Source organism: Xanthomonas vesicatoria ATCC 35937 (assembly GCF_001908725.1).
In the GTDB taxonomy this organism is placed as follows: Bacteria; Pseudomonadota; Gammaproteobacteria; order Xanthomonadales; family Xanthomonadaceae; genus Xanthomonas; species Xanthomonas vesicatoria.
Genome location: NZ_CP018725.1, coordinates 941,062 through 959,900, shown reverse-complemented (window position 1 = coordinate 959,900; position 18,839 = coordinate 941,062). Strand labels below are relative to the sequence as shown.

Annotated in this window: 17 protein-coding genes and 2 tRNA genes; 16 read left to right on the top strand and 3 right to left on the bottom strand. The window is 57.7% G+C overall.

Annotation, left to right across the window (positions count from 1 at the left end; translation table 11 throughout):
• Positions 1–40: 40 nt before the first annotated feature.
• Positions 41–1,426: a nucleotide 5'-monophosphate nucleosidase PpnN gene (gene ppnN, locus BJD12_RS04205; protein WP_005996035.1), complete on the top strand. Its 1,386-nt coding sequence runs from the start codon at positions 41–43 to the stop codon at positions 1,424–1,426.
• Between the two features lie 18 nt (positions 1,427–1,444).
• On the opposite strand, the gene BJD12_RS24745 is transcribed toward ppnN, so the two are convergent.
• On the bottom strand, positions 1,445–2,500 hold the full coding sequence (locus tag BJD12_RS24745; RefSeq protein ID WP_005996037.1) for a sensor histidine kinase: 1,056 nt from the start codon (positions 2,498–2,500) through the stop codon (positions 1,445–1,447).
• Positions 2,501–2,627: 127 nt separating this feature from the next.
• On the opposite strand from BJD12_RS24745, the gene BJD12_RS04195 reads away from it, so the two are divergent.
• The 7 genes from BJD12_RS04195 to BJD12_RS04165 are packed head-to-tail and all read left to right on the top strand — an operon-like array spanning position 2,628 to position 9,360.
• On the top strand, positions 2,628–3,218 hold the full coding sequence (locus BJD12_RS04195; protein WP_050812900.1) for a GspH/FimT family pseudopilin: 591 nt from the start codon (positions 2,628–2,630) through the stop codon (positions 3,216–3,218).
• 7 nt (positions 3,219–3,225) lie between these two features.
• Entirely contained in the window at positions 3,226–3,660 is a 435-nt protein-coding gene (pilV, locus tag BJD12_RS04190) for a type IV pilus modification protein PilV (protein WP_005996041.1), read from the top strand.
• A 35-nt stretch (positions 3,661–3,695) separates the two neighbouring features.
• Positions 3,696–4,670 carry a type IV pilus assembly protein PilW gene (locus tag BJD12_RS04185; protein ID WP_005996043.1) on the top strand — a complete coding sequence of 325 codons (975 nt, stop codon included), beginning with the start codon at positions 3,696–3,698 and terminating at the stop codon, positions 4,668–4,670.
• A complete protein-coding gene (locus BJD12_RS04180; protein ID WP_005996045.1) occupies positions 4,667–5,179 on the top strand; it encodes a pilus assembly PilX family protein in 513 nt (170 codons plus the stop codon). The genes BJD12_RS04185 and BJD12_RS04180 overlap by 4 nt, the downstream gene beginning before the upstream one ends.
• A gap of 8 nt (positions 5,180–5,187) precedes the next feature.
• Positions 5,188–6,054: a hypothetical protein gene (locus BJD12_RS24085; protein ID WP_155759266.1), complete on the top strand. Its 867-nt coding sequence runs from the start codon at positions 5,188–5,190 to the stop codon at positions 6,052–6,054.
• A gap of 1 nt (position 6,055) precedes the next feature.
• A complete protein-coding gene (locus tag BJD12_RS24885; RefSeq protein ID WP_244149917.1) occupies positions 6,056–8,932 on the top strand; it encodes a pilus assembly protein in 2,877 nt (958 codons plus the stop codon).
• 2 nt (positions 8,933–8,934) lie between these two features.
• A complete protein-coding gene (locus BJD12_RS04165) occupies positions 8,935–9,360 on the top strand; it encodes a type IV pilin protein (RefSeq protein WP_074059317.1) in 426 nt (141 codons plus the stop codon).
• A 160-nt stretch (positions 9,361–9,520) separates the two neighbouring features.
• On the opposite strand, the gene BJD12_RS04160 is transcribed toward BJD12_RS04165, so the two are convergent.
• Positions 9,521–9,597: transfer RNA gene (locus BJD12_RS04160), tRNA-Asn, on the bottom strand.
• Positions 9,598–9,655: 58 nt separating this feature from the next.
• Positions 9,656–10,189 (bottom strand): GspH/FimT family pseudopilin, encoded by a 534-nt coding sequence (locus BJD12_RS04155; RefSeq protein ID WP_005996050.1) that lies wholly within the window; start codon positions 10,187–10,189, stop codon positions 9,656–9,658.
• A gap of 149 nt (positions 10,190–10,338) precedes the next feature.
• Here BJD12_RS04155 and uvrB point away from each other — a divergent pair, with 149 nt between their 5' ends.
• The 8 genes from uvrB to BJD12_RS04115 all read left to right on the top strand — a co-directional run bounded on the left by uvrB (position 10,339) and on the right by BJD12_RS04115 (position 18,834).
• Positions 10,339–12,360, top strand: coding sequence for an excinuclease ABC subunit UvrB (gene uvrB / locus BJD12_RS04150; RefSeq protein ID WP_005996054.1), 2,022 nt, complete (start codon positions 10,339–10,341; stop codon positions 12,358–12,360).
• A 96-nt stretch (positions 12,361–12,456) separates the two neighbouring features.
• Positions 12,457–12,531: transfer RNA gene (locus BJD12_RS04145), tRNA-Val, on the top strand.
• A gap of 527 nt (positions 12,532–13,058) precedes the next feature.
• Positions 13,059–13,301 (top strand): hypothetical protein, encoded by a 243-nt coding sequence (locus BJD12_RS04140; RefSeq protein WP_005996056.1) that lies wholly within the window; start codon positions 13,059–13,061, stop codon positions 13,299–13,301.
• Between the two features lie 35 nt (positions 13,302–13,336).
• A complete protein-coding gene (locus BJD12_RS04135; RefSeq protein WP_005996057.1) occupies positions 13,337–15,010 on the top strand; it encodes a type IV secretory system conjugative DNA transfer family protein in 1,674 nt (557 codons plus the stop codon).
• 346 nt (positions 15,011–15,356) lie between these two features.
• Entirely contained in the window at positions 15,357–15,767 is a 411-nt protein-coding gene (locus BJD12_RS04130) for a TcpQ domain-containing protein (protein ID WP_005996059.1), read from the top strand.
• 129 nt (positions 15,768–15,896) lie between these two features.
• A complete protein-coding gene (locus BJD12_RS04125; RefSeq protein ID WP_005996061.1) occupies positions 15,897–16,904 on the top strand; it encodes a VirB8 family type IV secretion system protein in 1,008 nt (335 codons plus the stop codon).
• Positions 16,901–17,668: a TrbG/VirB9 family P-type conjugative transfer protein gene (locus BJD12_RS04120; protein WP_005996063.1), complete on the top strand. Its 768-nt coding sequence runs from the start codon at positions 16,901–16,903 to the stop codon at positions 17,666–17,668. Before BJD12_RS04125 ends, BJD12_RS04120 begins: the two co-directional genes overlap by 4 nt.
• Positions 17,665–18,834, top strand: coding sequence for a TrbI/VirB10 family protein (locus BJD12_RS04115; protein WP_005996065.1), 1,170 nt, complete (start codon positions 17,665–17,667; stop codon positions 18,832–18,834). The genes BJD12_RS04120 and BJD12_RS04115 overlap by 4 nt, the downstream gene beginning before the upstream one ends.
• Positions 18,835–18,839 lie beyond the last annotated feature (5 nt).

The following is an 18,839-nucleotide window of genomic DNA, read 5'->3' as shown; positions in this document are numbered from 1 at the left end:
TGAGTACGCTAAAGTCCCGTGCATACGACAGGAGCAAGCTATGGAACTCAGCAGTACGGCAGCACGGGCGCTGCCGGTGGTGGATGCGCGGATCTATCCGCGTGGTGGCCTGGATGTGTTGTCCAAGGCAGAAGTGGCGCGGCTACGTGACGCCTCCAGTGGCGGCATGCACGAGTTGCTGCGCCGTTGCGCGCTGGCTGTGCTCACTAGCGGCAGCGCGTCGGACGACCCACGCGCCGCGCGCGATCTGTATCCGGATTTCGACATCCAGGTGAACCAGCAGGATCGCGGCATCCGCATCGATCTGACCAACGCGCCGGCCATGGCGTTCGTCGACGGCGAGATCATCTGCGGCGTCGCCGAGCTCCTGTTTGCCGTGGTGCGCGATCTGGCCTACATGGCCATCGAGCTGGAAGCGCAGCGCGCCGATCTCGATACCAGCGAAGGTATCACCAACGCCGTGTTCGGCCAGTTGCGCAACGCGCGCATCCTGCAGCCGTCCGATCCCAATCTGGTCGTGTGCTGGGGCGGGCATTCCATCTCGCGTGACGAATACCTGTACACCAAGCAGGTGGGCTACGAGCTCGGCCTGCGTGGCCTGGACATCTGCACCGGCTGCGGCCCGGGTGCGATGAAGGGCCCGATGAAGGGCGCCACCATTGCGCATGCCAAGCAGCGCAAGCACCACACGCGCTACATCGGCGTGACCGAGCCCGGCATCATCGCAGCCGAGTCTCCGAACCCGATCGTCAATCATCTGGTGATCATGCCGGATATCGAGAAGCGCCTGGAGGCCTTTGTCCGGATCGGTCACGGCATCCTGGTGTTTCCGGGTGGCGTTGGTACCGCCGAAGAGATCCTGTATCTGCTCGGCATCCTGCTGCGCGAAGAGAACGCGGGCCTGCCGTTCCCGCTGATTTTGACCGGGCCGACCATCGCCGCGCCGTACTTCGAACAGATCGACCGCTTCATTCGCCTCACACTCGGCGAGGCGGCAGCATCGCGCTACGAGATCATCGTTGGCGACCCGGTCGCCGTCGCGCGTCGCATGGCCGAAGGCATCCATGAGGTGCGCGCGCACCGCAAGGACCAGAAAGACTCGTACTACTTCAACTGGTCGGTGCACATCCCGCTCGAGTACCAGCAGCCGTTCGTCCCGAGCCACGAAGCCATGGCCGCCCTGGACCTGCACCACGGCCGCCCGGCACCCGCACTGGCCGCCGACCTGCGCCGCGCCTTCTCCGGCATCGTCGCCGGCAACGTCAAGGAGGACGGCATGCGCCGCATCGAAGAATTCGGTCCCTTCGAGATCCACGGCGACCCGGACATCATGCAGGCCCTGGACGAGCTGCTGCGCGGCTTCGTCGAGCAGCGCCGGATGAAGATCTCGGGGGATTACCGGCCTTGTTATCGGGTGGTGACCTGAGTGTCGTCCCCATTTGGGTCAGGTTGTTGGTAGGTCCAGAGTGCTGACGAACGTTCCGTCGACGCGCTGAGTTGCCAGAAATGCGTGGCCGTTGCCGAACGTTTCTAGCCTCGCCTTGACCGCCGCGAGACCTAGTTGATGGCCACGGCGAGTGTTCTCCTGCGAAGATGGCAGCGGGTTGGTGATTTCAATCCTAACCCGCTCGCCTTCCAGGGTGACTTTGAGCGATACGCACCCGCCGTCGATGCTCGGCTCGATGCCATGAAAGACGGCGTTTTCAACCAGCGGTTGTATGGACAGGGTGGGGATGTGCACATCCGGAAGCACTGCAGGCACTTGCCAATCGATGGTAAGTCGTCGTCCCAAGCGCAGCTCCTCGATTTCCAAATACCGCCTTGCCAGTGCGAGCTCTTCGTTGAGGCTGATATGGTCCGAGTTGCTCATGGCGGCTCTGAATAAATCCGCCAGATCGAGCAGCAGCCGCTCTGCCTGTTCGGGGTGAACATGGACGAGAGCAGCACCAGTGTTGAGTGTATTAAAAAGAAAGTGGGGGCGGATACGCGCGCGCAAGGCGTCCAGTTGTGCCTGTTTCGCTTCCAGCGCCAGCCGCTGTGCCTGCCAGTGGTTATGGAATGCCAGCACACCGAGAATTCCCACCGTCAAGGCAATCCCGGTGGTACGCAAAAAGGTCAATCCCCATTCTCGGGGATGCATGTTCCAGGTCTCGTGAAGTGCTGCCCAGGTCGCGCCGCAGACCGCCCAGGTGCAGGCGAGCATCAGCGCCAAAGAGAGCGTCGCTATCTGCAGAGGCTTGAGATTGGCTACATGCCTGCGTAGTCCATACAGACAAGTCAACGTCAATAACGCGACCCACTGGATTGTGAGCGAAGCAAGACCGAAATAAACCCACCGATTTCCGTCCAGGGCCGGTGCGAGTGCAAGGACGGCGGCGACTCCTTCTCCGGCAAGCAAGGTCCAAACGATCACCGGCGCTTGGCGCAGGGTGTCCAGTGGCTGCGCTATAGGCGCGTGATTGGGCATTGAGTCGAGTTGTCCGAAAACCGATGCAGCCATGATGCCTGGATTCCGGAACGCCCTGAGGCTCCGTTCGCGCCCTTAGGCTTGCCGCCTATCGGTCATCGATTGCACCTCTAACGGCCAGCCGCTAGCTTTGCGCTGGGGAATGTTAAAAGGAAAAACCATGCAGGCGTTGCAATGCAACCTGCGGGGCAGGGCGCGTCTGGTTTATTGCCAGGGCTTTAGCCTGGTTGAATTGATGGTCACCGTGGCCGTCCTTGCAATCGTGGCGGCAATCGCCATCCCGAGCTTCACCGGATTGATCAATAGTAGTCGCCTCACCGCCTCGGCCAACGAGGTGCTTGCGTCCATACAGTTGGCGCGGTCCGAAGCTGTGCAGCGCAACCAGACCGTCTTGATCTGCCCGAGTAGCAATGCATCCAGCTGCGGTAGCGGCTCCTGGAACCAGTGGATCGTCATGGTCAAGTCCACGAGCGAAGTGTTGCGCGTGGGAACTGCGAAAGTACCGCTACTCATCCAGGCCAGTCCAGCCATTGTAAGCAACGGCAACGCAATCGAATTCCGTGCCGATGGTCTTGCACGCGACTCGACCGGTGCGCTGCTGGTCGCGTCGGTCAGCTCATGCCTGACCACGAACAAACCGCCGGAAAACGTGCGTGTGGTGGTGATCGTCAGCGGTAGCCGCGCAGCCGTCCGAACAGGTGCGAGCGACGTGACATGCGCCGCACCTGCAAACACGCCGACCACGATATAGGGATGCAATGAAAATCATCGATCGTAAATCCATGTCCGGTATCGGTTTGATTGAGGTATTGATCTCCGTCGTGATCCTGGGTGTGGGCATGCTGGGTATCGCTGCGATGCAGGCGACGGCCTTGCGCAATAGCCAGAGCTCGCTGGAGCGTAGCCAGGCTGTGATCCAGGCTTACACAATATTCGACTCGATGCGCGCAAATCTGACAGTAGCGACGTCAGGTGGTTACAACCAGACGTCCTGTACTGCGCCGACCGGTGCCAATCTGGTGTCCAATGACGTCAGCAATTGGTTGCAAGGGTTGAAGACCTCAATCAACTCCACGGCGTGCGGCAAGATCACCTGCAGCGCCACCGCGTGCGAAGCCGTGGTGAGCTGGGATGACAGCCGGGCTAAGGACGGTAGTGCAACGCAGCAGTTTTCTATCAAGACCCGTCTATGAACCTCATGAAGCGCGCACGTCCATCCCGATCACGCATGCGCGGCGTGACGCTGATCGAACTGATGATTGCATTGGTTTTGGGGTTGCTGGTGGTCGGTGCTGCGATCGGTATCTTTCTGGCCAATCGGCGCACTTATAGCGCTACCGAAGGTCTGGGGCGCGTCCAGGAAAATGTACGCACGGCATTTGAACTGATGGCGCGCGATGTACGCGAAGCCTCGGGAAATCCCTGCGTAAATACTGTTCCAATTGCGAATGTTCTCAAAACCAAAGCCAGTAATTGGTACACCAACATCGACACATGGAACTCCGGTATCACCGGGGTGGAAGGTGCCTTTCCATCTGGTTCGCCAGCCAATGGGACCGCAGCCGGAACGCGAGTTGCGGGAACCGACGCGCTGCAGATTCTGGGCTCTGGTTATGAAGTGGCGACGATTTCATCCGACGACACTGGCGCGGCGACCTTTACCCTTAACATGACCGCCGCAGCCGCCGGTATAAATGCAGGCGATGTCGTCGTCGCGTGCAATGCGCGGCAGTCGGCCATTTTCCAGGTCAGTGCTGTCTCTGGTTCTACGATCACGCATGCGGTTTCGGGTGTCTCGCCAGGGAACTGTTCAACGGGGTTGGCAATGCCGGTGTGTGGCGGCTCGCAATTCGCATTCGTCGCGCCGGGCTCCGTGGTCGCTAACTTGCATGCTGCGCGTTGGTTTATCGGAAACAATGCAAGCGGCACAAGATCCTTGTATCGGTCTCAGATGGTGTATTCCGGTAGCGCACTGAGTCAGCGTAACGACGAGGTATTGGAGGGCGTCAACGACATGCAATTGCAATATCTGGTGAAGGGTGCGGCGTCGTATGTAGACGCCACAGCCGTGTCAGATTGGTCTTCTGTTGTTGCGGTCAGCGTGCGCCTTGAAATGCTGGATACAACCCGTGTCGGGCCTGCCGGTGAACCAATCAGGCGCACCCTTAGCCATGTGATCGCTCTTCGGAATCGCAATGCATGAAGACTCTTGACCACCTACGGCAGGATGGCGTCTCGCTTATTGTTGTGCTGTTGCTTTTGCTGATCATGACCCTGCTGGGCTTGGCAGTGCTGCGCAGTACCGTTCTCGAAGAACGGATGGCGTCGAATCTGGTTGATCGCGGCAGAAGCTTTCAGGCCGCAGAGGGTGCTGTCCGAGAGGCGGAGGATCGCATCAAAGCCGCTGCCACCTTGACCATACCCACTAGCGGTTGTAACGACGGAATTTGCGCAACGCCGGTCGCAAGCGATGCCGATCGCTGGTTGGCATCTAGCCGCGCCGGTTGGCGTACCGCCTCTCTGACCGTAGATTCCACTGCAGCCCCGCAATACATCATCGAATACATGGGAGATGCACCCACGTGGCCGGCGTGCGACCGCATCTCTCCGATACCCGCATTATGTCTGGCGCCGAGGTATCGCATTACCGCTGTGAGTGAGGGGGCCGGGCGCTCCCAGGTCCTGCTCCAGACTAATTACATCAAGCAGTAAGGCTGACCATGAACATTCCAAAAAGCTCGTTCCGTCGGCGTCTTGATGCGATGCGCAAGGCGATTCGCGTGCCCATGTTTTCCATGCTGGCGACGCTGCTGTCGCTGCCTGCGAATGCGGGAATCACATTGCCGACCGACCCGTTGACCACGGCCAGTCGCGTACCGCCAAACATCATGTTCATTCTGGATGACTCGGGTTCGATGTCCTTTGGGGATCTTGCCAATCCGGATTTTCCCACGATCTGCGTACGCACGTCTGATGGAGGTGCCTGCAGTACGAGCGATGTGGTCGATATCACGGATAATACATATGTTGGCAACACGGTCTTTTATAACCCCGCAACGAATTACCAGCCCTGGTTGACAGCGACGGGAGTGTTGATGATGGGAGGAACGTCGTACAACGCGGTCTACGGCGATTTCAATAAAGCTAGCGGTACTGTTATTGATCTTGCTAATTCCGCAAATTGCGTAAAGTTCGATCAAAATGGAAACGACAAGAACACGGGCGCAAACGTTACCGTATGTGGCGGAGTGCAGACATTTTACGCTCCAAAAAACACCGGGAATACTTCGTCCAACTACTTGTCGAATGCGAGTAACTATTATCGTTATGAGATAACGGACGCCAATACGGTTACCCGTAGCGAATATGGAGTTTCCGTCAATAACTCCACGCCGCCTGGGTTTCCAGTCTCTGATTCTGTTTCGAGAAATCAGGTGGATACCTACACTGTCAGTGTGCCAGCAAACGGAGTGCTCACTGTTTCCGCCCAGTCCAGTGCTCAAGGTGACCCTGACGGTCAAGAGTGCTGCAAGTATTACAAACGATTGCTCTCAAAGCGTGCCGGCGAACCGAACCGGCACGTGTAGCGTGACGCCGTCCTCAAATACCACATATACCGTGCAGGTTTCGCGCGGCGCGGTTAACGGTACGGCAAACTATTCTCTCAGCGCAAATATCTATCGCGATAATCGTTGTGATACCAGTATGGCTGTAACAACGAATGCTTGGATTAACTGCACGGCGATGACGCCGACGGGCAGGACTGCGGCTGCCGAGGCAGCTAACTATGCGACATGGTTCTCTTATCATCGCACGCGTATCAAGGCGGCAAAGGCCGGTGCAGGTCAGGCATTCAGTGATCTAGGTGCCAATGTTCGTGTCGGCTTCAGAACCATCTGGTCGCGCAACAATCTCGATATTCCCGTGAATGACGGAAATCAGGGGTTATTTATAGATCGCGCTGCGTCTGGTGGGGCAGCGGCGACAAGTGCCCGGACGAATTGGTATAATCGTCTTTATAATGCCTCGGGATTTAATGGTACTCCATTGCTCGATGCATTGGACAGTACCGGAAAATATTTTCAAAGTTCAGTCTCTACTGGTCCCTATGGCCCGGAAGCTGGCAATGACCAATATGCATGCCGTCAGAACTTCGCAATCATGACGACCGACGGCTACTGGAACGGGACCACCAGCGCAAAGCCCGGTAATCAAGACGGATCAAATGGCGTGACCTACAGCGGCCCGAATGGTCTGCCAGCGCCGTATGGCTACACAGCGAGTGCGCCTTACTCGGATACTTATTCCAATACGTTGGCTGACGTGGCCATGCAGTACTGGAAGACTGATTTGCGTGCAGATCTCGACAACATCGTACCGACGACAAACGCAGACCCCGCTTTTTGGCAACATATGGTCACGTTTGCCATCGCAATTGGTGCACGTGGTCTGTTGAATCCGAGCACAGATCTGCCCGGTCTGACTGCTGGCACCAAAACTTGGCCAGATCCGAAGACTGGTGATACGGGTAACGCCGATGTCTTGGCCCGACTGGATGACTTGTGGCATGCCTCCGTTAATGGACGTGGTACCTTCTTGTCGGCCGCCGACCCTAATGCGTTCAAAATTGGCCTTACCGCAGCGCTTTCGACCATCACTCAACGGACCGGGTCGTTCTCGAACGTATCCGCGACGTCAACAAGCCTTGACGGCGGTACGATAGTGTTTATGGCCAGTTATCTGTCGGGCATCTGGACAGGTGAACTCAAGGCCTATCCGGTGGTCAATCAAAACGTGTCGTCCACGGCGAGTTGGAATGCGTCAGAAAACATAAAGGCGACCAACCGAAAGATTTTTACCTGGAACGGTCTGGCTGGCGCGACCTTTCCAACAACGACTCAGACACTTGCCCTGGAGCGGACGACTACTCCGGCTGTCTCTGGTGCTGACAACGCAGCGTATCTCGCCGGTGATCGCAGCAAGGAGATCGTAAATGGCGGCACGCTGCGCAACCGCACGTCGCTGCTTGGTGACATTGTCAGCTCTTCGCCTGCATATTCAAGCGACACTAACACCGTCTATGTCGGTGCAAACGACGGCATGCTGCACGCCTTCGATGCGACCACCGGTGCGGAGCAGTTCGCATATGTTCCTTCTGGAATTAATTTTTCAGATCTGGGTAGCCTGAGTGCTCCAACCTATAGTCACCGTTATTTCGTGGATGGCCCAGTTGTCCTATCCACGCGTGCGCAGACCCCTAACAAGACGGTATTAGTTGGTGCGCTAGGCAAAGGAGGTAAAGGCATTTATGTATTGGACGTCACTACGCCGACAGGCTTTTCTGCGAGCAATGTGAAGTGGGAGCGGTATGGAGCGGCCTCCGATCTTGAGGCAGGTAACATCGGTCTCGTACAAGCTCGCCCATTTATTGCCAATCTTAATAATGGTACGACTGCGCTGGTTGTTGCGAACGGTATCAACAGCGCCAATGATCAAGCCGTGCTGCTGATCTACGACTTGGAGACCGGCGCGCTCATTAAGCAAATCAGCACAGGTGCTGGATCATCAAGTGCTCCCAATGGACTCTCCGGTGCGACAGGCTGGGACACCGATGCGAGCGGCACCGTTGACTACGTGTACGCTGGTGATTTGCTTGGCAATGTTTGGAAGTTCGATCTGTCGGCTGCTGCTGTGACCAGCTGGGGCGTCGCCAATAAAGGCAAGCCATTGTTCACGGCTTCCTACCCTGCCGGTAGCGCTAGCACTGCGCAGCCGATCTCGGCAACTATGACGGTTGCGTTGAACCCTAATACTTATGATATCTGGCTCTTTTTCGGCACTGGCCGATTCATGACCACGGGCGATATGACCGACAAAAGCGGACAAAGCTTGTATGGAATTATCGATGGCAGTACCTCCACCAGTAACGAAACTTTGACGCGTAGCGCATTGACCACTCGCTCGATTAAGGTGACGGGAACGCAGAACGGATTCCCGGTGCGAGGGTTCGAGGCTAACTCGGTGTTACCCGCGGATTCGAAGGGGTGGTATATCGATCTGGCGAAACCGGCCACGACGACTGGCGGCTCCTCCACACTGGAGGGTGAGCGTATCGTCACTGAGTCGCAACTGCTCAACAAAACGCTGGTTGTGAGCAGCATTATTCCGACTGCAAGTGCATGTCAGGCAGATGGGACCGGCTATATCAATGCACTGGATGCTTTTACAGGCACCAGTAGTACCGACTCCTTTTTTGATCTCAATGGCGATGGCAATTTCAAGGACGAAACGGTGGGTGGCGTACCCGTAGGCTCAGTTAACCTGGGTGTGGGCATGCCAACGCTGTCCAACATCTTGCGTGGCAAGATCGTGGTCGGTGGGTCCAGCGGAAATCTGGGCGGCCTTAACATTGCAGATAACCGCAACGCCGGGCGCGTGTCGTGGCGAGAGATCATCAGGAACTAATTATGTACAAAATTAATCGCTCGAAATCTCAAATAGGTTCACGCTATTCGTCTGGTTTCAGCCTGATGGAGCTGATGATTGCAGTTGTGATTGTCGGTATTCTCAGTGCGATCGCTTTGGCAAATTATCAGTCGTCTGTCATTAAATCCCGTCGTTCGGCTGCAGCTGCCTGCCTTCAAGAGGGCGCGCAGACGATGGAACGCTACTACACGACCAAAATGACTTACGTCGGTGGAAGCATGGGGTCATGCAGCAGTGATATCTCTAACTTCTATACGCTTTCTTCGGGAACCCCTGCAGTCACGACTTTTACGCTGACTGCGACTCCAACCTCGAAGCAGAACGATCCGAAATGCGGTACGCTGTCAATCGATCAAAAAGGCGTGCGGACTGCATCTGGGACAGATGGCGCATCACAATGCTTTTGACGGTGTGAGTCGTGGCCGTTGAGGGCAGTCCACTTAGAGGGCTGCCTTTAGCGGTGAAGTCGCAGGGCGAAGCACACACATTCGTTCACTCACCCCCGCGAGTGGCTGCCCTACGGAGTAGCAAAAAAAAAGACCTCTGACGAGGTCTTTTTTTTTTATTTGGCGCCCGAAGTTGGACTCGAACCAACGACCCCCTGATTAACAGTCAAGTGCTCTAACCGGCTGAGCTATTCGGGCGGGGAGCCAAATTATAGGGAGGAGACGCCGCACGCGCAACCCCCTTCAATGCAACTCCTCATGATGGGCAGGGATGCGCGGGAATTGGCCGCTGCACGCGCGGGCGCCCCGCCATGCTGACAATCAGCTGTGTGTCCAGGTAGCGGCCGCGGCAGATGTTGAAGGTTGCGTTGGTTCCCTGTGCGGTGCCCAAAGGTACGTAGCGCACCTGTGTGCGGCCATGGGTGGTGCGGATGCTGAGCATTGAGCCTGCCTGTGGCGCGACCGATGCAAGGATGTCACTGGCGCGATCTGGTTTACGATTTCCATCAGGGTCTACATAGACCAGCCAGCCGCGGGTCCAATCGTGGCTAGCCACGCAACTCTCTGCAACTGAGCCTGGGCACATCGCAACGACATTGCCCCGTGCGATGGAGGTCGACCTGGTCAAGGCAAGATGCGCAGTGAGTTCGGCAACCGCAGCGCGCGCTTGATGCCGTTGGTGGAGTTCGGTAAGAGACGGCAATGCGATCGCAGTCAAGACGGCGAGCACCGCTCCGGCAAGCATGCTTTCGATCAGGCTGAATCCAGCTTGGCGGCACCTCCGGCGCATGGCGTAGCTCCTAATCTGGGTGGCTCAAGGGTCGGTAGATGGCCGTTGCGATGGGATCGGTCCACTGCTGATCGCGGGGTAGGAAAACCGCAAACGTCACCGTCATCCCCCCGTCGCTATACTCATTAGTCGTTTGAAGGTGCTGCTCCATGACCGACCGCTTTGAGCTCGTCTCCCCATACTCCCCAGCCGGCGACCAGCCAGCTGCCATCGAGAAGCTGGTGGCCAACTTCGAGGCTGGCCTGGCCAAGCAGACCCTGTTGGGGGTGACCGGTTCGGGCAAGACGTACACCATTGCCAATGTGGTCCAGCAGGTGCAGAAGCCGACCCTGGTGATGGCGCCGAACAAGACGTTGGCGGCGCAGCTGTACGGCGAGTTCAAGTCGTTCTTCCCGAACAATGCCGTCGAATACTTCGTCAGCTACTACGACTACTACCAGCCCGAAGCCTACGTGCCGTCGTCGGACACCTTCATCGAGAAGGACAGTTCGATCAACGAGCACATCGAGCAAATGCGTCTTTCGGCGACCAAGACCTTGCTCTCGCGTCGTGATTCGCTGGTAGTTGCGACGGTCTCGGCAATCTATGGCCTCGGCGCGCCGGAGGACTATCTGTCGCTGCGCCTGATCCTGTCGGTGGGCGAGCACATCGATCAGCGTCAGTTGATCCGGCATCTGACCGATCTGCAATACACCCGCAACGAATTCGAGCTCACGCGCGGCGCGTTCCGTGTGCGTGGTGAGGTGTTGGACGTGTTTCCCGCAGAGTCGGATACCGAGGCCTTGCGGATCGAGTTGTTCGACGGCGATGTCGAACAGCTGACATTGTTCGACCCGTTGACCGGCGAAACCCTGCGCAAGCTGCAGCGTTACACCGTGTATCCAAAGACGCACTACGCCACGACGCGCGAGCGCACGCTCAGCGCCGTCGATACCATCAAGGAAGAGTTGAAGGAGCGCCTGGAGCAGCTGTATTCCCAGAACAAGCTGGTGGAAGCGCAGCGCCTGGCGCAGCGCACCCAGTTCGATCTGGAAATGATGGCTGAAGTTGGCTTCTGCAACGGCATCGAGAACTACTCTCGCCATCTCACCGGCAAGGCGCCGGGCGAGCCGCCGCCGACGCTGTTCGACTACCTGCCGCCGGATGCGTTGCTGGTCATCGATGAGTCGCATGTGACCATTCCGCAGATCGGCGCGATGTATAAAGGCGACCGCTCGCGCAAGGAAACGCTGGTGGAATTCGGCTTCCGGCTGCCGTCGGCGCTGGACAACCGGCCGCTGCGCTTCGAAGAGTGGGAGGCGCGTTCGCCGCGCAGCATCTATGTGTCCGCAACACCGGGGCCTTACGAATTGCGCGAGTCTGCCGGCGAGATCACCGAGCTGGTGGTGCGGCCGACCGGTCTGATCGATCCGGTGGTCGAGATTCGCCCGGTCGGTACCCAGGTCGACGACCTGATGTCCGAAGTGCACGAGCGCATCAAGCTCGGCGACCGCGTGTTGGTCACGACGCTGACCAAGCGCATGGCCGAAAATCTCACCGAATATCTGGGCGAGCACGGCATTCGCGTGCGCTATCTGCACTCGGATATCGACACGGTCGAGCGTGTGGAAATCATCCGCGACCTGCGTCTGGGCAAGTTCGATGTGCTGGTCGGCATCAACCTGCTGCGCGAAGGCCTGGACATGCCGGAAGTGTCGCTGGTGGCAATCCTGGATGCGGACAAGGAGGGCTTCCTGCGTTCGACCGGCTCGTTGATCCAGACCATCGGCCGCGCCGCGCGCAATCTGCGGGGCAAGGCGATTCTGTATGCCGACAAGATGACGCGTTCGATGCAGGCCGCGATCGATGAGACCGACCGCCGTCGCGAAAAGCAGGTGGAATACAACCTCGAACACGGCATCACGCCCAAGTCGGTGGCGCGCCCGATCTCCGACATCATGGAGGGCGCGCGCGAGGATGCTGCCGAAAAACGCGCCGGCAAGGGGCGTTCGAAGTCGCGCCAGGTCGCCGAGGAGACCCCGGACTATCGCGCCATGAAACCTGCTGAAATTGCCGGAAAGCTCAAGAGCCTGGAGCAGAAGATGTACCAGCACGCCAAGGACCTGGAGTTCGAGGCGGCGGCGCAGATTCGCGACCAGATCCAGAAGTTGAAGGCTGCAAGCCTCGGATAGGGTGAAGCGGTACGCGAAGCACCGGGAGGGCTTGTGGTCGGCAAAACCCTGCGCTAGAATGCGCGCCCTGCACAGCGCAATGCTGGCGCAGGATTCGGGCGGTTAGCTCAGCGGTAGAGCACTACCTTGACATGGTAGGGGTCACAGGTTCGAACCCTGTACCGCCCACCACTCCAAGTCCAGATGGTATGGCGACTTGGGTGGTTAAATGATTGGCAGCGAAGTCTGCCACTGAGCCCAAGTGACTCTACTGAGAAAGCTCCTGTGGTTTGAGGGCGCCGTTGGTCACATCTCTCGCCATAGATTCCACCCCCTTTTGCTGCACCCAGATAGCTCGGTTCGAACTTCGCGTAGCGGTCAGTTGTGCCTGCTGCACCGTGCTCAAGCACGCCAGACACTGCCGATGCGGCCGTGCCGCGTTGCCATAACCGCGTGGCGATGTCACGGCGCAGCCGCTGGCTCGCGATACCGCTAACTGGCTTGGCCCATATGAGGGGCCAATGCTGGTAGCAGTGGAGCGTCAGCTAACGCGTATTTGTCTGTCGCCGCACTGGTGAAAGGATCGGGCCAAATCAACGACTCAGGTCCTGAGGCAGGGTAGCTCGACTTGCGCAGTCACGGGGGCTGCCGAAACCGCTTTCTCCGTCACACGTCTTGCTTTAGCATCGCCTCCGCGCTGACGGAAAGGAAGGCTGGCGATGGACGAGTATCAGCACACCGTGCTGACCAGGGGCGGATATCGCATCGTGGCGATTACGCGCGACGAAACGTATGCACCCGATGCGGTGGTTGCCTATGCGGTCGTGACCGATGCGGGGACGCGAATCACGCCGGATCTTTCGTTGGATCAGGCCAACGTGTGGATCGACTCGCTCGTCGAAAGCGAGAGCGGGGGGCGCAAGGCAGGCCTGATCGACCACAAGCCTGTTGTCCGCCGCTAAACCGTCGTCCAGATGCAAGCCTAAGGAGAAGGCACATGTCCAAAGCCAAAATTATCGCGATCGCCACTGCGGTGGCGTTGCTCGCCGGATATCTGTTGTCCGGCTATGTAACCCTGCTGCTGCTGCGGCTCGATACAAGCCTGTACAGCTGGGACACTTATTACCGCTACTTCAGTGCGCTGGGCTTGCCGCAGGTTGCTCCCTATGCGAACAAGATCAAGATGGCAGGTGCCATCGGCTTCGGTGTTCCCGCGCTCGTTTGGATCATCGGTATTGCGCTGGCTCTTAAGCCTAAGGCGCCGGCGCTACACGGCGACGCGCGCTTTGCCGGGGCTGCCGATCTCTCTAAACATGGCTTATTCAAGCCAAGCGGTAACGGTATCGTCGTCGGTAAATTCAACGGCAAGTTGGTGCGTCTGAGCGGGCAGCAATTCGTGATCCTCGCTGCGCCCACGCGCTCAGGCAAAGGTGTGGGTGTTGTCATCCCCAACCTGCTCGAGTACCAGGAGTCGATCGTCGTACTGGACATCAAGCAGGAAAACTTCGATCTGACCAGCGGCTGGCGCGCCAGCCAGGGCCACGAGGTCTTTCTCTTCAATCCCTTTGCGGAAGATCGGCGGACCCATCGCTGGAATCCCCTGACCTACGTGTCGAACGATCCCGCATTCCGCGTCTCGGACCTGATGAGCATCGCGGCCATGCTGTATCCGGATGGATCGGACGATCAAAAATTCTGGGTCAGCCAGGCGCGGAATGCGTTCTTGGCCTTTGCCCTGTATCTTTTCGAGAACTGGGATGAGGAGCTGTCGCTTGGCTTCCCGGGCGGGGCAGGGGCGCCCACGCTGGGCGCAATTTATCGCCTGTCGTCGGGTGACGGCACCGACCTCAAGAAATACCTGAAGTCGCTGTCCGAGCGAAGGTTTCTCAGTAGCAACGCCAAGTCGGCCTTCGCCAACATGCTGTCGCAGGCGGATGAGACCTTCGCGTCCATCATGGGCACTCTGAAGGAGCCGCTCAACGCGTGGATCAACCCTGTACTGGATGCGGCCACCAGCGCCGACGACTTCATGCTGACGGATCTACGCAAGAAGAAGATGACGATCTACATCGGCATTCAGCCCAACAAGCTTGCCGAGAGTCGCCTGATCATCAACCTGCTTTTCAGTCAAATCATCAACCTCAACACCCGTGAACTGCCCAAGTCCAACCCCGAGCTCAAGTACCAGTGCTTGCTGCTCATGGACGAATTCACCTCGATCGGCAGGGTGGACATCATCGCGACCGCCGTGGCTTACATGGCCGGCTACAACATTCGTCTGCTGCCCATCATCCAGAGCATGGCGCAGCTGGATGCGACCTATGGCAAGGATCTGTCGCGCACCATCATCACCAACCACGCTCTGCAGATCCTGTACGCGCCGCGCGAGCAGCAGGACGCGAACGATTACTCGGAGATGTTGGGCTACACCACGATCAAGAAGCAAAACATCACCCGGGGCAGGGAGACGACGCGCAGCGTTTCCGAAGAGCGGCGTGCATTGATGCTTCCCCAGGAGCTCAAGGCGATGGGCAATGAGAAGGAAGTCTTCCTGTATGAAGGTATTCCGCATCCTGTAAAGTGCGACAAAATCCGCTACTACGAAGATCGCTATTTCACCGCACGACTGTTGCCCAAAACGGATGTGAAAACGCTTGCTATAAAAGTGTGATGTCCGTCACACGTTGGGTGCAGCTAATGATGGGTAATTCTTGACTCATGTGTCCGTTGAGGGCAAAGTTACCCAGAATTCCTGGATTGTTTTTTTTTTGTTAAGGGGGCGGCGCCAGACGGGGTCGCAGAGGAGTAAAGCTATGGATGGTTCATTGGTGTGCTCATCTTCTTCTGCGTGTACGCGCTGCACTGCCTCGTCTGTCTGGTCGGGTCGAGTGCCCCTCGCGTGTCCAAGCGGTTTCTCAAAGCCCTCATTGCTCCGCAGCCTCTAGGCGCGCGGGGCCGCAGTGCTGTCCATCACTACGCCCGAAATTTCCTGAGTTGGAGAAGTCAGAGTGAATCCGATGTATGTGTCCAAGCTGTCGTTGGTGTTAGCAGCTGCCGTGTTGGCTGGCGCCTGCGCGACCAAGCCTGCTCCTGACTTTGGTGGGCGTTGGAAGCACGTCAATCACTTCGACGAGGCCCCGACCGAAATTCCGCTCTATACGTCTTACACGTATCAGGCCACGCCGATGGACGGCACGCTGAAGACGATGCTGGAGCGCTGGGCCACGGACTCCAACATGCAGCTGTCCTACAACTTGCCGTCGGATTACACCCTGATCGCACCGGTTTCGAACATCAGCACGACCAGCGTGCAGCAGGCTGCGACCGAGCTCAGTGCTGTGTATGCGGCGCAAGGAGTCTCGGTATCAGTCTCTGCCAACAAGCTGCTAGTGCAGCCGGTGCCGGTGTCAACGGGTTCCAAGCTCTGAGGGAACGTCGACCTATGTGCTGCCCAAGTGGCATCACATCTTCAAGAACGTCCATGCTTCCCAAGTGCCCGCAACCCATCGCGGCAACAGTTTCAGGCCTGACAAGGCCCCACGGTGACGGATCTAGACATGTTGCGTAAGAAGGTCAGTGAGAAAGATGGATCTGCCCAGGTGGGGGCAGCCGTCCAGAAGGCGGTTAACTACGAGGTAAGCATCGCCGATCTTGCGCGCCGCAGTGAAAAGCGCGCGTGGGTGGTGGCGACCTTGTCGATGGTCGTGACGGTCATGACTGCGGGCGGCTATTACTACATGCTGCCTTTGAAGGAGAAAGTGCCCTATCTGGTCATGGCAGATGCCTATTCGGGTACAAGCACGATTGCCAAGCTTGAGCCGAATTTTGGTGGGCGGACGATCAGTACGAGTGAGGCCTTGGCGCGCAGTAATATCGCACGCTTCATCATTGCGCGCGAATCGTTCGATTTGTCGATCATCGGTCAACGTGACTGGAATACCGTGTCAGCAATGGGCACGACAAATGTTGTGAACGAATATCGTGCGCTGCATTCCGCAAACAATCCACTACGGCCATTGAATACATACGGCAAGCTTCGTGCAGTCCGCATCAATATTCTGAGCATCACCTTGATCGGCGGAAAAGGGCAGCCTTACAAAGGCGCGACCGTACGTTTTCAGCGAACCGTATATGACAAAAATTCAACCCTCTCCACGCTGCTCGATAACAAGATTGCGACCATGGGATTCGTCTATCAGGACAATCTGGAGATGAGCGATAGCCTTCGCGTCGAAAATCCCCTGGGATTCCGGGTGACAGATTATCGGGTCGATAACGACTATTCCTCCCTGCCGGCAGCGCCTGCCGCTGGTGCCGTCATCAGTGCACAGCCTCAAGCAGCGGCACAGCAGCCTGGCATGGGCGTTGTCGATCCCAATGCGGCAAATGTCTCTGGCGCAGTCCCGCAAGGGGGCGTTCCGCTCCAGCAAGGAGCATTGCCGCAGGGTAGCGTGCCGCAGCAGCAAGCGCAGCCCGCGTTTCCCGATCAGATGCAGCCGCCGGGCCAGACTGCGATTCAACCCCAAGGGACGCCGAATAATGTCAATGGAGCAAGCGGTCGATGAAACTCTTTAATCGGTACAGGGCTGCGTTATTTTCAGCGCTACCAATTGCACTGTGTGCTTTTTCAGCAGTGGCGCAGGTGGTCCAGGAATACGAATATGCGCCCGATCGTATCTATCAGGTGCGTACGGGCCTGGGGATTACCACTCAGGTCGAGCTGAGCCCGAACGAGAAAATCCTGGACTACAGCACCGGCTTCACTGGTGGCTGGGAACTTACTCGGCGTGAGAATGTATTTTATCTGAAACCCAAAAATGTTGACGTCGACACGAATATGATGATTCGTACGGCGACGCATTCCTACATTCTTGAGCTCAAGGTGGTTGCAACAGATTGGCAGCGCCTCGAGCAGGCGAAGCAGGCGGGTGTTCAATATAAGGTTGTGTTCACCTACCCGAAGGACACGAGTTTCAACAATGTCGAAGATGCAGATGCATCGAAGAAAGGTCCATTGTTGAACGCAAAGATCCTGAAGGATCGTCGTTACTACTATGACTATGATTACTCGACACGCACCAAGAAATCCTGGCTGATTCCAAGCCGGGTGTACGACGATGGCAAGTTCACTTATATCAACATGGATTTGACGCGTTTTCCGACTGGTAATTTTCCGGCGGTCTTCGCTCGAGAGAAAGAACACGCCGAGGATTTTCTCGTCAATACGACGGTGGAAGGCAACACCCTGATCGTGCATGGGACCTATCCTTTCCTGGTGGTTCGCCACGGCGATAACGTTCTCGGTCTGCGAAGGAACAAGCAAAAGTGAACTCGAATATCCCAAACAGCCCAGATGATCGCTCTCCGAGCAACCGCGGGGAAGAGTCGCGGAACGGCGAGTACGATGAGCGCAACAATCCGTACTTTGCGCGTCAACAAGCCGGTGCCGCGCCTGACCTGGATGCTAATGAGCCAGTACTGCGCTCCAGCGACATCAAGCGGCTGAATCGCAAGGCGCTCGTGTTTCTCGCTGCCATCGCCGCTTTGCTGATTCTCGTCATCTTCTGGCTGGCGACACAAAGTGGGGAAGATTCGGCGCCGCCGAAGCCGCGCGCTGAGACCGTTGTGGCGCCTGCGCTACCACAAAACATGACTGCGCCCGTTGAAGAGGCGCCCGTGCCCCTCGCGCAGCAGCCGAGTCTGCCGCCATTGCCGCCGATGCCGACTGTCGATAATGAGGATGCCGGTTCCGCGCCAGAACGTCAGCGTGGCCCTACCTTGTTGGAGCGTCGAATCCTCGCCGAATCCGCTGCGAATGGCGCAGGCATGCCCGGGCAACCTGGTCCGCCAGCCGCGCCCGGAGAGGAAGACACTGCTATCACACTGGCGAAGCCGATCAGCAATCCAGATGGTTTATTGGTGCGTGGCACGTACATTCGCTGCATTCTCGAGACCCGGATCATTTCGGATTTCGGTGGCTACACGTCGTGCATCGTGACCGAGCCTGTGTACTCCATCAACGGGCATAACCTGCTTCTGCCGAAGGGTTCCAAGATGCTGGGTCAGTATGGCGCCGGAGAGCCAACGACACGGCGGCTGCAGGTGGTCTGGGATCGGGTTACCACGCCCACCGGGCTGGATGTCACGCTGGTGGGGCCTGGTATCGATACGCTGGGCAGCGCTGGCCATCCAGGCAACTACAACGCCCATTGGGGTAACAAGATTGCATCGGCGCTGTTCATCAGCCTGCTGAGCGATGCATTTAAGTATGCGGGTGCCGAATATGGTCCAGAAACGACAACCATCGGTGTTGGCAGCGGGATCGTCACTCAGCAGCCTTTTGAAAGTAATACTGCCCGCAGCATGCAGCAGCTTGCCGAGCAGGCTGTCGAAAAGTCTGGGCGCCGTCCGGCAACCTTGACGATCAATCAGGGCACGGTGTTGAACGTTTATGTTGCCAAGGACGTCGATTTCTCGGCGGTCCTTCCGAAGTGAATGAC